Raw genomic sequence first — 16,556 nt, 5'->3', positions numbered from 1 at the left:
CTCAAAAAAACACTGCTGATGCAGTGCTCCCAAAAGTCAACCTATCAATAGCCAAATTATAGAAAGCCTCTTTTCAACCGTAACCGTTCATACAATCGAACGGCTGCTTTGGACCTTCTTTGAGGAAATTATAACATAGGCTGTTTACGAGGTGCAAGCTGTTTTACCGCTCCCCTGCAAATTCCAGCATTACCGGCAGTTTTTCGCTGCACACGCATATGGAAATCATGAAGCGTCCACAGCTTTGAACAGACAGTCCACTTGTGTTTCGCCGCACACACAAACGAAAATCATGAAGCGTCCATAGCTTTGAACAGACAGTCCACTTGTGTTTCGCCCCGCGCGCAAACGGAAATCATGAAGCGTCCACAGCTTTGAACAGACAGTCCACTTGTGTTTCGCCCCGCGCGCAAATGGAAATCATGAAATACAGATGACAAATTACTGCTTTTTCTTTATAATGGAATCGTGATGTAAAAGATTACCGGCAGCCCGCAGAACTTCCGCATAAGAATATCTGCGGTTCTGCCATCATAATAATAGAGACGAAAGGATACTTAAAATCATGAAACAGACAACTGATCTGGGCAGGGACAAGGTGTGGGTGCTGGTCCTCAAACTGGCCGTACCCTCCATGATCGCCCAGTTCGTCACTGTGCTCTACAGCATCATTGACAGAATGTTCATTGGCAACATTCCCAAGATCGGGGATCTGGCACTGGCAGGCGTGGGGATATGCGGACCTATTGTCACCCTCCTCACCTCCTTTGGAACCCTCATAGGACTGGGCGGCTCTATCCTCATGTCCATGCGCCTGGGCGCTGGGCGGAAGAAACAGGCACAGTCCATACTGGCTCACAGCTTTGCCATGCTGGTGGTCTTCTCCGCTTTGCTGACTTTCCTTTTTCTCCTGACCAAAAAATATCTCCTGCTTTGGTTCGGGGCAAGTGCTGCAACCTTTGTATACGCGGATACCTACCTCACTATATACACCGCAGGAACCTTTTTTGCGCTCATGGCGATCGGGCTGAACTATTTTATCACCTGCCAGGGATTTCCCGGTGTGGGAATGACCACTGTGCTGATAGGGGCTGTCACCAACATGATCCTGGACCCGGTCTTTATCTTTGTCCTGCATATGGATGTGGCAGGCGCGGCCATCGCCACCGTCATTGCACAGTTTGCCTCCTGCGCCTTTGCCTTCTGCTTCCTCATAGGCAAAAAGGTTCCCATCAAGATCACATTACTCAGGAAACCGGCCTGGTCCCCCATGATCATAAAGCGGATCCTGATACTGGGAGTCTCCCCGTTCCTGATCCTGGCCACTGACAGCGTTATCATCATTGTCTTAAATGCCATGCTGCAGAAGTACGGCGGACCCGGCGAGGGCGACACGCTCATCACCTGCGCCACCATTGTGCAGAGTTACATGATGCTTATCACTGGCCCCATGCTGGGAATATCCAGCGGAACACAGGCCATACTCAGCTACAATTACGGTGCCAAGGCTGTGGACAGAGTGAAAAAAGCAGAAAAATATATTCTGCTGCTGTGTCTTTGCTTTACAACCGTGATGTTTGTCCTCTCCAGGGTCGTTCCGGGGTACTTTATCAGGATCTTTACAGATGAACCGTCTCTGGTCTCTCTCTCCACATGGGGAATCGGTGTATTTACAATGCTGATCATTCCCCTCAGCTTCCAGTATGTATTTGTGGATGGGTTTACAGCACTTGGGCTTTCCAGAACTGCACTCTTCCTCTCCATGTTCCGAAAAGGGGATTATATGCTCTTTACCATTTTTCTTCCTATCTTTTTTGGAGCCAAAAGTGCGTTTTATGCTCAGCCGATCGCAGATGGGATCGCCTCTGTCATGGCAGTTGCGGCATTCCTCCTCTTTTTTAAAAAACATTTGGAAAAACGGCTCCGCCAATAAGACTTTAGAAAAACTTTCGTTGACATTTTACCGAAATACTTTAAAATATTAGAAAATGGGAAAGGGGATATAAGGAATGAAAGACAAACTGAAATATCTTCTCCTGCTGCTGCTGTCTGTCCTGTGTCTGACTGTGCTTAACGCCTGCGGCAAGGATGACAGTGCCGCAGAGGAAGAGGCTGCACTGGACTCTGTTTCTGCTTCCATGGATGGAACCGTGACGGCCTTTACCGGAAAAGAAATCAGTGTGATCACTTCAGATAATGAAAAACTGACTTTTGATATGACGAAAGCTGAACTTGACTGTAAAAACGGAATTATTCCCGGCAATGAAGTGACGCTGATCTATGTAGGTCCCCTGGATGGGACGGATACCAGCAAGGTGCGGCTTAGAAAGATCATCACAACAGACGATAATGCGGGACTGCTGCCAACAGACGGGACAAAAGTGATTTCCCCCAGCGGGGATGCGGAAGGATTCCATTCCGGCAAGGCCGGATACGATGAGCCGGATTCCGGCACTGAGGTGGAGGAGAAAACAGAGACTGTCACAGTGAAAAGCCCTGTAAATGTAAGAGCAGACGCAGCAAGTCAGGCGGAAGTCCTTGGGGTTCTGCAGGGCGGCGCCACCGTGACACGGACCGGAATCTGCGATAACGGCTGGCACCGGATCGTCTATGAAGGGGAAACAGGGTATGTGTGGGGGGAATATCTCTCAGATTAATAACCTCTCACTTTTTCATCAAAAAAATAGTATATTAAAAGAAACCTGGAAGATTGCGGTTCTTCCCGGTTTCTTTTATGACTGAACAGATACACGGACGCATCGTATACATTTTGCTGACCGCGCGCAGCATCCCCTACCCTTCACATCGCAGGCGGATGTCCCTGGAGGAACCTCCCACCAGGATTTCACACCCCGCTGTATCTGTTTCTATATTCATCACCACTTCTTTTTCTTCTCCGGTCTCCAGGAATACTTTCTCAAACCCTATCAACTCCTGAAGCGGCCAGTCTTTCTTCTTTCTTCTTATATACAACTGTGCTGTCTCTTTTCCCGCTGTCTTTCCCGTGTTTTTAATTCTAAAACAGATACGCTTCTCCTCTTTTTTTATCTGCAGGGCACTGTATTCAAATGTTGTGTAAGAAAGACCATGTCCGAAACAAAATTGTGGTTCCACACTGTAAGTATCATTATATCGATACCCCACATACAAACCTTCTTTATATGAAACCTTTTTATCTCCGGGAAATTCACCCAGGGCGTGCGCGGAACAGTCCAGGTGTGTTTTATAAAATGTCTCAGGTAGTTTTCCTGATGGTACAGTCTCCCCAAGCAGCACCTCTGCCATGGCGTTTCCACCCTCCATACCTGCATACCATCCCCAGACCAGGGTATCTGTCTTATCAATCCAGGCTCCCATTTCTACAGGGCTTCCACCAATCATCACTACGATCATATCAGGCCTTACCTCCAGAAGCTCCTGGATAAGGTCATCCTGTTCATTAGGAAGTTTCATATTCTCCCGGTCATTCCCCTCGCAGTCATGGCTGTGGTCCAAACCGCCTATGTAAATGACCGTATCAAAACACTTTGCCAGTTCCACTGCCTCCTGTCTGAGTTTCCGCCTTTTCTCTTTTAGCAGACTCCCCTCTGCCTCTTTTTTTGTCAGGCGGGAACCACCATCTTCTAAGCTGGTCTCCTGCCAGTTATGGGGTTCCTGTCCGTTTCCTTCCCTGTCATTTTCTCCAAACTCTTCACTGCTGCAGTATCCCCGCGCATAATCCACTCTCACATTCCCTCCCAGCCGGGACTTCAATCCCATAAGCGGCGAGATTTCATACAGAGCCTTTATCTCCGCACTCCCTCCACCGTCTGCATGGAGGCGGTCTGCGTTTTCTCCAATCAGCAGTACATTTTTCAAATTTTCCCTCTGCAGAGGCAAGCGGTCTTTTTCATTTTTCAAGAGAACTACAGATTCCCTGGCAGCCTCCAGAACCTTCCTTCTGTGAACCTCTGTATTATAGCTGCCGGATTTCCGCCTGCCATCCAGCATATGCAGGCGCATCATAAGAACCAGAATCCTGATCACCTTTTCATCCACAACACTCTCACTGATTTCCCCGGACAGCACTTTCTCCTTCAGTGGGTCCGCCATACAATACGCATTAAAATCAGATGTGACAGACATCTCCACATCCAAACTGCAACGGGCTGCCCTGTCCGTGTCATGGACGGCACCCCAGTCGGAGATCACCGCCCCGTCATAATCCCACTCTTCTCTCAGTATCTTGTCCAAAAGGAACCTGCTCTCACAGCAATGTTCCCCCCAGAGCTTATTATATGCCCCCATGACTGCCAGCACACCGCCTTTTGCCACTGCCTTGTGAAAAGCAGGCAGGTAAATAGCTCTTAGTACCTGTTCCTCAATCTCCACATCCACCCACAGACGCTCTGTCTCCTGATTGTTCACCGCGAAATGTTTTAAACAGGCTGCCACATCAAAAGACTGCACACCCCGGATAAAAGGTACTGCTAATTCTCCAGTCAGATAGGGGTCCTCGCTGAAGTATTCAAAATTCCTCCCACACAGAGGACTCCTCTTGATATTGATTCCCGGAGCCAATATCACATCTTTTCCACGGCCTCTGGCTTCCTCACCCAGTACACACCCCGTCTCCCAGGACAAATTTCTGTTCCATGTGGCAGCCAACGCACTGTTGCAGGGAAGGTATGTCACATAATCATCCGAATACCCCACGGTCTTCCACTGGTCACCTTCAAACTCATGGCGCACGCCCATAGGACCGTCTGACATTTTGAGAGGCGGGATGCCCAATCTGGGAACCCCTTCTGTTTCAAAAAGCTGCGCGCCGTGGATCATTCCTATTTTTTCATCCAGGGTCATTTCTCCCAGCAGTTTCTTTGCCTTTTTTACCATCTCTGTATCCATTCAACTATCCTCTTTTCCTGAAGCTTCTGTTAAAAGCCTGTTTTACCAGATTCTTGATTTACAGATATCTGCAGACAACCTCCGAAGACGGCCTGGTCACTTCTACAATACTATCCTGTCCATCCAGCGTCAGTCTACCACCGCTCACGCTGTCAAGACTGCGGTTCATAAACCGGATCTGATATACCCTGTCCGCTGCAGAACAGAAGGATATCACATTTTCCTTCTGTTCTGCCTTAATTCGCAGAATCTCCCTTCCCTCCTCATATACCTCGGTCCCAGCCTCTTTTCCAAGGTTATATACTCTCAGAACCAATTTTTCCACATAGGAGTCTGCTGCCCTGGCCAGTTTGTCTGCCGTGGGAAGAATCGTGTTTTCTCTTACCCAGAGGGGGACAGATAAATATCCGTGATGTTCCCTGCGCCAAATTCCGCCTGAGACTGTCTCTCCGGTAAAATAATTCGTCCATGTTCCACGTGGAAGATAATAGGATACCTCTCCGTCCTCGCGAAAAACAGGTGCCACCAGAAGTTTCTCCCCAAGCATATACTGCCTGTCCAGGTATTGACATACTGGGTCCTGCTCAAATTCCAGCACCATGCTCCTCATCATGGGAACACCGCTCCTGGAGGTTTCTGCGGCGCTGCTGCAGAGATATGGCAGCAGTTCCAGTTTAAGCTTGGTAAAATAACGCAGAACTTCTACTGATTCCTCATCATATGCCCAGGGTACACGGTAAGAGGTACTTCCATGGAGCCGGCTGTGGGAGGAAAGCAGGCCAAAGGCGGCCCATCTCTTGTAGACATCCGGTGTGGAGGTACTTTCAAATCCTCCGATATCATGGCTCCAGTATCCGAATCCTGACATGGCCAGAGACAACCCACCTCTCAGACTCTCCGCCATAGCCTGGTAACTGGACCAGCAGTCCCCGCCCCAGTGAACGGGGAATTTCTGTCCCCCTACAGTGGCTGACCTTGCAAACAGGACAGCATCCCGGGAACCTCTTTTTTTCTCCAGCAGTTCATATACGGTCTTATTATAGAGATAAGTGTAGTAATTATGCATCTTCATCGGGTCTGAGCCGTCATAATACCTGATACCTTCTGTGGGGATCCGCTCCCCAAAGTCCGTCTTAAAACAGTCCACCCCCATATCAAGAAGACATTCCAGCTTGTCCTGGTACCATTTACAGGCCATAGGATTGGTAAAGTCCACAAGGGCCATCCCGGGCTGCCACATATCCCACTGCCACACATCGCCGTTTTTTCTCATGGCCAGATATCCTTTTTCCATACCCTCCTCAAACAGGCAGGATTCCTCCGCAATATAAGGATTAATCCAGACACATATTTTCAGACCCTTCTCTCGGATTCTGTTAAGCATACCTTTCGGGTCGGGAAATACTCTGTTGTCCCAGACAAAATCACTCCAGTGAAATTCCTTCATCCAAAAGCAGTCAAAATGGAACACCTGCAGCGGAATCCCCCGTTCCTCCATCCCGTCAATAAAGCTCATAACTGTATCCTCATCGTAATTGGTCGTAAATGATGTGGAAAGCCACAGTCCAAAGGTCCACTGAGGAGGCAGGGACGGTTTACCTGTCAGACTAGTATATCGTTCCAGCACGCCTTTCATGTAGGGGCCATTGATAAAAAAGTAATCCAGACACTCGCCCGGTACGCTGAACTCCACTTTTGACACCTGTTCTGTCCCCACTTCAAAGGACACCTTTTCTGGATGGTTTACGAAGACACCATACCCCTTATTTGTAAGGTAAAAAGGAATATTCTTATAGGATTGGTCCGTGCTTGTTCCTCCATCCTCATTCCAAATATCTACACTCTGCCCATTTTTTATAAACGGAGTAAACCGCTCTCCAAGGCCATAGACCAGTTCTCCCACTGACAACTCCAACTGCTGCCGCATATAGGCATCCCGGCTACCTTTGTCATAGGCGTATCCCTTCCAGTCTGTTTTCATATAGGCCAAGTCACGCCCACTGCTCTTTGAGAGCACTTCACCATCCCTCTCATATGTCATACTCCAGTTTTCCTTTGTCAGCACCAGGGAGAGGCTGCCGCTTGAAACCCGTATGGTCTCTGCGTCCTCTTTTACATCCAAGTCCTCCGGTTCCCCTCCATACAACTCAAATTCTGGGCCATTATTTTTCACGCCTCTGTGATGAATGGTACGAACTCTCAGCACCTCTGGCATCGGCGAACTAATCTCCAGGGTCAGGTTAATCCCTCCCAGGGTATCCCCCCGGTGCGTGATTCTGGCAGTGGGCGCACAGATAATCACTCTTTTATGTTCCTTTCTGAAAAAATATACCTGCTGCGGTGCAAAACATGCACATCCTTCTTTCTGAAGCCAGCATCCATTACTGAATTTCATATACTGTTTCCTCCTTTTATAATTTGATCATCCTGATACAGGAAAGCCCCGTGCGGACTTTCTTCTGACTTGAATTATAAATGAGAGCCGCTGCCCTGCATACAGATATAATTATAGGGAAAACACGCAAAAAATCAGTGTATGCCTCTAATAATGAATACAAAATACCACCAAAAATTACCGTACCTTTTTTTCCTATCCGCTTTCCATTCCTCGGAAAAGCCGATATAATAAAAAATATACTCTATGAGTACCCCGTAACTCATGACACAGCAAGTGTGTCACTTAAGATATGAAAGAAAGGGCCGGACTGTTTATGACATGCAAGAAAATGTGGGATATTTTTACCAGAATCAGAGTACAGAAACAGCTGTACATTATTTTCTTCATCGCTATCTTTATTCCTGTTATCACGATAGGAAATTATCTTGTATACAATACGCGTACGCTGCTCCTGGAACATTATAAGGATCAGTCACATTCCGACAATCTGAGGGTGAAGTCCCTTCTTCTTGACCTGACCGCCAATGTACATAACAAAGCGGAATCCCTGGCCAACGACAATGAACTGACCAAACTACTGACCTCTTCCTTTCCTTCATCCGATGAATCCTTCCAGGCTATGGAGAATTACGATGGTTTCCGCAAACTGCTTTCTCAGGATGTTTCTATCCAGCACGTATCTGTTTATACCTACAACACCACCCTTGGAGACGGAAAGTATATCCATCAGATAACTGATGATGTTCAAAAGGAAGATTGGTTTAAAAGGGCTTACGAAACTGTGACCCCATTCTGGACGGAGGAAATGGTGGCGGATGACTTCGGCAATGAATCCCTCATGCTCTGCCTGCACACCAGGATCTTCCTTCCGCAGATCAACAGCTATGCCATTCTCAATCTGATCGTGAGCAGCAATCATATTAAAAACAGAATCGAGAACAGCGCCCTGAACACTGTGCTTTGGCTGGAAGGAGATGATATCTTTTACTGCAGTGACAGACGGAGCATTGATCCCGAACTGGAGACATATGCACAAGGTCCCACCGGATACTATCTGGGAAAACTCCGGTTTTCGGATTACAGTGTCATAGGCTGTGTTTCCTCCATGTCCACAGCTTACTCAGATGATATTTTCCACGCTGCCACTCTTAATTATGACGGATATCCTTATATCAATAAGATCACCGGAGTCTATCTCGGAATCCTGCTGCTGATACTCTTCATTACCAGCACCTTTATCTATGTCTTCTCACGGTACTTTAGCAGGCGTGTCATTACCCTCAGGGAATCCATGCATAAGGCTAGCAGGGGCAATTATCATATTACAGATACCTTTCACGGGGAGGACGAGATTTCTGAGGCCTTTGCAGACCTTAATATAATGGTGCAGGATATCCTGCGCAAGGAGGCATCTGTGTACGAGGCACAGATCAAAGCCCAGGAGCTTGCGAATCAGCAGCAGCGCATGGAATTTAAGATGCTGTCCAGCCAGATCAATCCCCATTTTCTCTATAATACGCTGGAAACGATCCGCATGCGCTCCCTTAAGGCTGGCAACGCAGAGGTGGCAAATGCGGTAAAACTCCTTGGAAAATCCATGCGGTATGTGCTTGAAAACACAGCCACCTCATTTACAACTCTTTCAAAAGAGCTGGATTATATACGGACATATCTAGCCATCCAGAAACTGCGTTTTCACGATAGGGTAAATTATTCCCTGAAGACACCACCGGATATGGATTTGTCTGAATATCAGATCATGCCCCTACTGCTGCAGCCCATAGTGGAAAATGCCATCCTCCATGGTCTGGAGGAGGTGGAACAGAATGGAAAGATCATTATTCACATTCATATAAAAGAAGAAAAGTTATATATTGAGATTTTTGATAACGGCTGCGGTATGACGCCGCAGGAACTGGAACAGATGAAGCAAACTATTTACCATCACCCCAAAGAATCCTCCAAAAGTATCGGGCTTTACAATATTTATCAAAGGATTGTACTCTGTTACGGCACCGGATACGGACTGAAAGCCAGGAGCCGTAAAAATTGGGGGACTCTGTTTACAATGATACTTCCGGTACAGAAGCCGGAAAGTATAGACTGCGGAAAAGGAGAAAAGAAAAATGAAGCTTTTTATCGCTGATGATGAAATAGATGTCAGGGAAGGCATCCGGTATCTTCTGGATTGGGGAAAAATGGGCTTTTATATCTGCGGGGAGGGAAAAAACGGTCAGGATACCCTGGAGCAGATACTTAAATCCCATCCGGATGTGGTACTGCTGGATATCCGTATGCCCAGGCTTTCCGGCCTCGAGGTGGTGAAACAGGCAAAAGAGCACGGATTTAAAGGTCGCTTTATCATCCTGAGCGGCTACTCTGACTTTTCCTATGCCCAGGAAGCTATACGCTACGGTGTAACCTGTTATCTCACCAAACCCATCGACGAAGATGAATTGGAAAAAGCTGTCCTCGAAGCCAAGGACTCTATACAGAGCGAACAGGAGACCAGGAAAAAGCTGGTCCAGTACCGTGACAGGGCAAGAGAGTCCATTTTGCAAGATATTCTCTGCAATAAGGCCAGCTATGCACTTCTGGACTATCACGATATCATGCTGGAATCACCAGTCTATCAGGTAGTGCTATACACAAATTACAACCAGGAATCTTTTCAGACAACATGGGATTTTGCCAGTATCCTGAGGCTTGCTAATAAAAATCATAATTCACTTGACTATATCAGGATGGAAAACCAGAATGTCATTATATTAAAGGGTGAATTTGCCCTGAACCGTTTTCAGGAGCTGATAAAACATCATATCAGCCAGCCCCAGAAAGGTTCCCCGCTGGATTCCCTGTTCCTCACCTGCGGCAGGCCTGTCTATTCTCCAGAACAGATACATATTTCCTTTGAGGACGCCAAACTGCTGATGAAACGCAGATTTTTCTGCCGCTTCAACCAGCATGTGCTGGACTGCCGGGACCTTCCTGAAACTCCTGCGGACTTCCACGAAAATACGGTCCTGGAAGATATCTATTCCCAGCGAATTTCTGATTACATCCAATCCGGAAACCGGCATATGCTCCTCTCGGCACTAGATGAATTGAAAGATTATTTATATCACACAAAAACGGAAATATCTCTTTTTAAACATTTCCTGGCAGATATCATGATACAGGTTAAATCTATCATCACCCACACCTATGGCACCATAAATATCCCGTTCCCCAGCAACGCGGCTATTATGAGTACCATAGAAGAAAATTGCTACCTGTATGAAATACTGCAGTTCTTAACAGTACAATTTGAAATGAGTATGAATGCTATTGGCTCTCCCACCAGAGAGAGTGTTATGGACGGAATCCTGCAGTACATCAGACATAATTACCAGGAAAACCTGAAACTCGGAACCATTGCCGAATTATTCGGATATAACAGCTCCTATCTTGGAAAAGTATTCAGCAAGGCAACCGGGAAAAATTTCAATTCCTATATCGACGAAGTCCGAATAGAAAATTCAAAAAAGCTACTGTTGGACCATGACTATAAAGTCTATGAGATCTCTCAGCTTGTGGGCTACACAAATGTTGACTACTTCCATAAAAAATTTAAAAAGTATGTGGGAATGAGTCCGGCGGAATACAGAAAGTCACATCCGTCAAAATGATGACTCAAATCCTTCACAGCAAAGACAAAAACAGCGAAACCGCCTGACAGGTTTCGCTGTTTTTTTCACATTCATTTTCAAGTCCGTACATAATCTGCGCTAACTGGGATATTTCTTCCTATTTCTCTCTGCTGTTATATTCCTCTACTGCCTGTGTCCTGCATACAGACTGTTCTTTTGCATTTTTCATATCTAGTTCAAGAACCTCTTCATAGCCAAGACCTTTCACCGTGTCCTGCATATGTTTCAGGGTACTTTCAAACTCTACCTCGTCCTTGGCAAAGATCATCTTCCAGGAATCATCCACTATGACCGTCTTGCACTGGTTTCTGAGCGTGGTAATATCTGAGGATTCCTCCGGCTGTATATAGGAGGTTCCCGGCGAGACAGACAAGGCATCTTTGCTTTCCAGAAATTCTATGGTAGTCTTTGCTCCGCCGGATTTTTCCTGCCAGTCCGTATCCAGCGGCGTGGTATTTTTCTCCAGCACGGAGGACCACATGGTAGACAGATACGGTTCGTCGATTTTGGGGTCAATATCCACCGGTGACAAAGGCTTGAAATTCAAGGCCGGGCCGCCGTCTGACCATTCACCACCGCCCCATTCCTCCGGTACGTCCACTTTCTCACCTGCCAGTGCCTTATCACCAAACTCTGTACGCACTGCCCTGTTGTCTTTTATCTCCCAGGTCAGACCTTCCGGTCCTGCGCCGCCGCCGGACTGTCCGCCGATTTCCATTCCTTCAGGGGAATAAAGCCAATCAATAAAATCTGCCATCCTCTCCGGGTCTTTTGCCTGGCTGCCTATTCCGATAATGGTTTTGCCATTTCCATCTGCATAACATCCAAAGGAGAACGGGGAACTGTCTTCAATGAATGCCGGCATGAAGCCCTTTCCCTGATTTTTCCTCTCTGCTGTATTGTAAAAAGCAGGCCCCTGATAAGACCATAGGGAGGTTAGTATCTGGCCATCCCGATATTTATTTGAGAGAATATCGTAATTCTGGGTGGTGGACTCCGGATCCACAAGCCCGGCCTGGTTGGCCTCAAACAGGAACCTCAATGCCTGCACATACACCCCGTCACTTGCCACCACATCCTGGTCATCACTGCCGTCCGCCTTGGAGAGCACAAAGCCCAGTTCATTGTAGCCGTACAGCGATGCATAGTTTTTTGCCCCAACCATCATATTTCCATCCCAGTCTTTGAACAGGGAAATGGCATAGGTTGGTTTTCCGGAATCACTTTTCGGTGTATTATCCTGCATAGCTTTCATGACAGGAATAAAGTCCTCAAGTGTCTTCATCTGGGGATATCCGGCTTCCTTATAGGCATCCCACCGCACATAAGGCGCTACCAGCGGTTCAATACCATCCGCGGATACCTCAGGTGACTGATTGGATATCTCACTAGGTATACCAAATATCCCATCCTGTCCGGCAATCTTATTAACTTTTGTGATTGCTGCCTCATAATTCTTCATAATGTCCTTGTTCTCCAACAGCTCAGTCATATCAGCCAAAAGCCCCGCTTTTACCATGTTGCTGAAACGCCCGTTGTCAGCCCCTGCAATAATCAGGTCACCCAGGTTACCTGCTGCTGAACGTGTCTGGAATAGAGTATCGCCTCCACCGGCTACGTTGGGAGCAATAATATTCAGTTCCATATTAAACTTATCCCTAACAACCTTTGCAAACCAGCCAGACTGGATTCCCTGATAATTTGCCAGGGCATCAAATACGTCTACTGTGATAAACTCTTTATATTTGCTATTGCTGTTGCCTGCAGAAACACTCTTATCTTCTCCGCACCCGGACAGTGCAGCAGACCCTGTCAATGCAAGGCACAATAAAATACTGATTACACGCTTTTTCATTTTCTCTCTCCTCTCAACCTTTCACAGATCCGATCATGATTCCTTTTACAAAGAACCGCTGGAATATAGGGTAAACAAATAAAATAGGAAGTACAACGATTACAGAGACTGTCATACGGATGGATGTTGGCGTCTGCTGGGTGGCAAGTGTTACTGCACTTATGGCACCTGTGCCGTTATTCCTCACCATGGCAGCCAGCGAGCTGGCCTGATTAATATATGTATACAGCAGATACTGCAGAGAATACAGTTTCTGGTCTGTAATATAAAGCAGAGTATCCTGAAACGAATTCCACTGTCCCACTGCCGAAAAAATTGCCACAGTGGCAAGAATGGGTTTGGCCGTAGGCAGTATGATTTTTCCAAAAACCGTGAATATCCCGGCGCCGTCAATCTCCGCAGCTTCCTGCAGAGACTTTGGCATGGACTCAATATAAGTCTTCACAAGTATAATATTGAAGGGCTGTACAATAGCCGGAATCACATAGACCCAGAAGGTATTGGTCAGATGCAGAGTCTGCATAGTGATAAACATGGGAATCAGACCTGCATTAAAATACATGGTGATCACAAAGAATCGGTACCAGAATTTTCTGTGCCAAAGCTTCTCCTGCGTGAACATAAATCCCAGAAACGCCGACGCCAGCACCGTACAGGCGGTTCCCAGCACCGTTCTTCCAAGAGATACCAGTGTTGCCGTGGACAGTCCATCCAGCATAAGTACCTGCCTATAATTGTCAAAATGAATAGATTTCGGCAGGAAATTAATAAGTCCATTGGAACTTAGATCATTGGCGCTAATAGTGTTGACAATCATATAATAAAACGGATAGATACAAATCAAAGTGATGATCAGGAATACCAGATAATTCACGGTCTGAAATATCATATCACCGGATTTTATCCTTTTTCGTTTTTTTACGTCAGTCTTCACAGGACTTCCCCCCTTCTAAATGATAGACTCTCCGCGAGTCCTTTTGGAAACCAGATTTACAAGTGCCAGAAGTGTGACGCTGATTACACTTTTCAACATACTGATCGCAGTAGCCAGTGACAGGCTGCTCCCGGTCATACCTATATTATACACATAAAGGTCCAGCACCTGAATATGTTCTTTATTGAAAGAATTCTGGAATACATAATACTGATCCATGCCATTGTTCAGGAAGTTGGCAACAGACATCATGAGCAATACAAAAAATGTGGGCATAAGAGCCGGCAGAGTAATATTTCTCATAAGCTGGAACCTACTGGCCCCGTCCACTCTGGCCGCCTCATAAAGCTCCGCGTCAATGCCTGCGATTGCCGCCAGATACATAATAGCACCCCAGCCAAGTCCTTTCCAAAGATTCCATAAAGTCATCCACAGATAAGTGTGGGTATCGCTGTCCAGGAACCGTATCGGTGACGTGATGATTCCCAGATTCTCAAGCAGGGTATTCACCATACCGCTGTCTGTAAACAGACTGAACGCTACAGAATACACCAGTACCCAGCTTATGAAGTTTGGAAGAGTGGTTAAGGTTTGTACCAGATTCTTGAACCATTTACACTTTATCTCATTCAGAAAAATAGCAAAACCGATGGGAAGTATGGATGTGAGGATTCCCAGAAGGCTCATGGCAAATGTATTCTTCATTACCTGCACCATCTGCGCCACCTGTGTTTTGTTGGCAAAAAGAGTCTGGAACCATTTCATGCCCACAAACTCACACTGGGACAATTTCAGCGGAGGCTTATAGTCGAACAGTGCGTAAATCCATCCGTGTAGCGGGAAGTAAGAAAACAGGAAGCTCAATATGATGAACGGCACGATGCAGTAGAACAGCCTGCGGCTCTGGGTAGATGATTTTCTCATTCTTTCTATCTCCTTCTATTTTTTTCGCTGCAGCTTATCTTTAAGTCACGGTTATTGTATCATCCTATATTTCTTTGGAATACCGTTCAAATCCGTCCACTGATATAGAGAAAATCATATTTTTACGTGCGTTTTAGGAAAATCTCCATTTTGTCCTGTATTTTATCTCGATTCTTTTCTATAGTTTTTTTAACATTTCTCTTCTAATATAGGTTTTATCAATCAGAGTATGCCGCCAATCAGCTTCCAGCTGGCTCTGTAACTTTGATTCCCGTTATAACAAAAACCCTACACTTACATTAGGAGGAGGTTTCCATGAAATTTCGTATTAGCAGTCCTGTTTTTCAGTTTCTCGGCACACTTGTCGATTTTACTGTACTCAATCTTATCTTCCTGGCAAGCTGTATCCCTGTGGTCACGATTGGCCCTGCAGTATGCGCACTTTTCTCAGTTGCCCTCAAGGAGGTCAGAGGGGAGCATGGATATATGGTCCGCGCCTATCTACGCGCAGTGAAGGAAAACTTCAAATCCTCCTGCATTATGGCACTTTTCTACTTTATTACAGGTGCAGTGCTACTGTATAATTTTATCTTCTGGCTACATTTGAATACATGGATAACCAATGCTGTTCTGCTAATTCTCACATTCTGCGCGGTCTTGTATGCCCTCTCTCTGTTGTACGCCTTTGCGTTGAATGCCCGTTTTGAGAATCCCGTCAGGAGATCTCTTAAGAATGCAGTACTGCTGGCCCTCTCAAATCCAAAACAGACAGTTCTCCTGTTTCTAATCACGGCTGCCTCAATGCTTCTTTTTTATATCAATCCGTTTTTTCGCTTTCTCTTTGTACTTTTCGGCGGATCTTATCTGGCATACTGCCAGGCCTTCCTGCTCTCCAAAGTATTCAAAAAATATGAATAAGCACAAAAAAGGACACCTCAGCCGAAGTGTCCTTTTTTGTAACAGTTCAGCTATTTGAACTGTTATCTTTTTTCATCTCTCTTGTCCGCCCGAAAAGCTCCGCACATCCGACCGGCTGTACCATCTATTTTCTGCATATCAATCGGTTTATCTGGGCACCCATGTACCCTCCGCCGAAACCATTGTCTATATTTACCACGGAGATTCCCTCCGCGCAGGAATTCAGCATGGTAAGAAGCGCTGACAGGCCGCCGAAGTTGGCCCCATATCCTATGGAGGTGGGCACTGCTATGACCGGCACTTCCACAAGACCTGCAACCACGCCCGCCAGGGCGCCTTCCATTCCGGCCACTGCCACAATGGCGTTGGCATGGCGGAGACGGTCCTGCTGCGAGAGAAGGCGGTGGATCCCGGCTACACCTACATCGTAGATACGCTCCACGCTGGCGCCGAAATATTCCGCTGTTCTGGCAGCCTCCTCAGCCACCGGAATATCGGATGTGCCGCCTGTACAGACCGCCACGCATCCCTCTTTCACAGCCCCTTCTTTCTCAATGACAAGTATATGGGAGAGGGGGTCATACTGAACCTGGGGGAGTACTTCTCTCACGGCAAGATACTGGTCCTCCCTGGCCCTGGTGCCCAGAACGCAGCCGTCCTGCTCATAAAAATGCTGGTAAATGCCTACCAGATGGTCTGTGGCCTTGCCGGAGCAGAATACCACCTCCCCAAAACCGGAACGGACTTTGCGGTGGTGGTCCAGCTTGGCATATCCCAGATCCTCATAAGGAAGCTTCTTCAGCATCCCCTCCGCATCCTCCATGGACATCTCTCCGTTTTTCACCTGTTTCAATATTTCCTGTATCTCCATATCGTATCTTTCCTCTTTGTGCTTGATCTGTCCCATATACCCTGCAGGATGTAAGATGTGAACAGTTACTCATTTCCCTG

General features: G+C 46.7%; 11 protein-coding genes. 5 read left to right on the top strand and 6 right to left on the bottom strand.

The window, feature by feature from the left end:
• The first annotated feature begins 565 nt into the window (after window positions 1-565).
• Together C6P39_RS12765 and C6P39_RS12760 are read left to right on the top strand one after the other, a co-directional pair.
• On the top strand, window positions 566-1,933 hold the full coding sequence (locus C6P39_RS12765; protein WP_095175945.1) for an MATE family efflux transporter: 1,368 nt from the start codon (window positions 566-568) through the stop codon (window positions 1,931-1,933).
• Window positions 1,934-2,009: 76 nt separating this feature from the next.
• Complete coding sequence (locus tag C6P39_RS12760) at window positions 2,010-2,657, top strand: SH3 domain-containing protein (protein ID WP_095175946.1); 648 nt, start codon at window positions 2,010-2,012, stop codon at window positions 2,655-2,657.
• Window positions 2,658-2,793: 136 nt separating this feature from the next.
• Here C6P39_RS12760 and C6P39_RS12755 read toward each other — a convergent pair whose 3' ends face one another.
• Window positions 2,794-4,887 (bottom strand): beta-glucosidase family protein, encoded by a 2,094-nt coding sequence (locus tag C6P39_RS12755; protein ID WP_104804020.1) that lies wholly within the window; start codon window positions 4,885-4,887, stop codon window positions 2,794-2,796.
• Window positions 4,888-4,945: 58 nt separating this feature from the next.
• Window positions 4,946-7,282, bottom strand: a complete 2,337-nt coding sequence (yicI, locus tag C6P39_RS12750; protein ID WP_104804019.1) for an alpha-xylosidase — start codon at window positions 7,280-7,282, stop codon at window positions 4,946-4,948.
• A gap of 316 nt (window positions 7,283-7,598) precedes the next feature.
• Between yicI and C6P39_RS12745 the strand changes: the two genes are divergently transcribed.
• On the top strand, window positions 7,599-9,431 hold the full coding sequence (locus C6P39_RS12745; RefSeq protein ID WP_158661556.1) for a sensor histidine kinase: 1,833 nt from the start codon (window positions 7,599-7,601) through the stop codon (window positions 9,429-9,431).
• Window positions 9,412-10,953, top strand: a complete 1,542-nt coding sequence (locus tag C6P39_RS12740; protein WP_104804017.1) for a response regulator — start codon at window positions 9,412-9,414, stop codon at window positions 10,951-10,953. The genes C6P39_RS12745 and C6P39_RS12740 overlap by 20 nt, the downstream gene beginning before the upstream one ends.
• Before the next feature lie 118 nt (window positions 10,954-11,071).
• Here C6P39_RS12740 and C6P39_RS12735 read toward each other — a convergent pair whose 3' ends face one another.
• Genes C6P39_RS12735 through C6P39_RS12725 form a run of 3 tightly spaced genes read right to left on the bottom strand, consistent with a single transcriptional unit; the run spans window position 11,072 to window position 14,687 of the window.
• A complete protein-coding gene (locus tag C6P39_RS12735; protein ID WP_104804016.1) occupies window positions 11,072-12,829 on the bottom strand; it encodes an ABC transporter substrate-binding protein in 1,758 nt (585 codons plus the stop codon).
• 13 nt (window positions 12,830-12,842) lie between these two features.
• A complete protein-coding gene (locus C6P39_RS12730) occupies window positions 12,843-13,763 on the bottom strand; it encodes a carbohydrate ABC transporter permease (protein WP_242987035.1) in 921 nt (306 codons plus the stop codon).
• A gap of 15 nt (window positions 13,764-13,778) precedes the next feature.
• Window positions 13,779-14,687, bottom strand: coding sequence for an ABC transporter permease (locus C6P39_RS12725; protein ID WP_104804015.1), 909 nt, complete (start codon window positions 14,685-14,687; stop codon window positions 13,779-13,781).
• A gap of 315 nt (window positions 14,688-15,002) precedes the next feature.
• Between C6P39_RS12725 and C6P39_RS12720 the strand changes: the two genes are divergently transcribed.
• Entirely contained in the window at window positions 15,003-15,605 is a 603-nt protein-coding gene (locus C6P39_RS12720) for a YesL family protein (protein ID WP_104804014.1), read from the top strand.
• A gap of 124 nt (window positions 15,606-15,729) precedes the next feature.
• Here C6P39_RS12720 and larB read toward each other — a convergent pair whose 3' ends face one another.
• Window positions 15,730-16,476, bottom strand: coding sequence for a nickel pincer cofactor biosynthesis protein LarB (gene larB / locus C6P39_RS12715; RefSeq protein ID WP_095176059.1), 747 nt, complete (start codon window positions 16,474-16,476; stop codon window positions 15,730-15,732).
• Between the last annotated feature and the right edge of the window lie 80 nt (window positions 16,477-16,556).

This window comes from Blautia marasmi (genome assembly GCF_900258535.1).
Classification (GTDB): domain Bacteria; phylum Bacillota; class Clostridia; order Lachnospirales; family Lachnospiraceae; genus Blautia; species Blautia hominis.
Note: the sequence above shows the minus strand (reverse complement) of the source record. Positions and strands in the feature narration are given on the sequence as shown.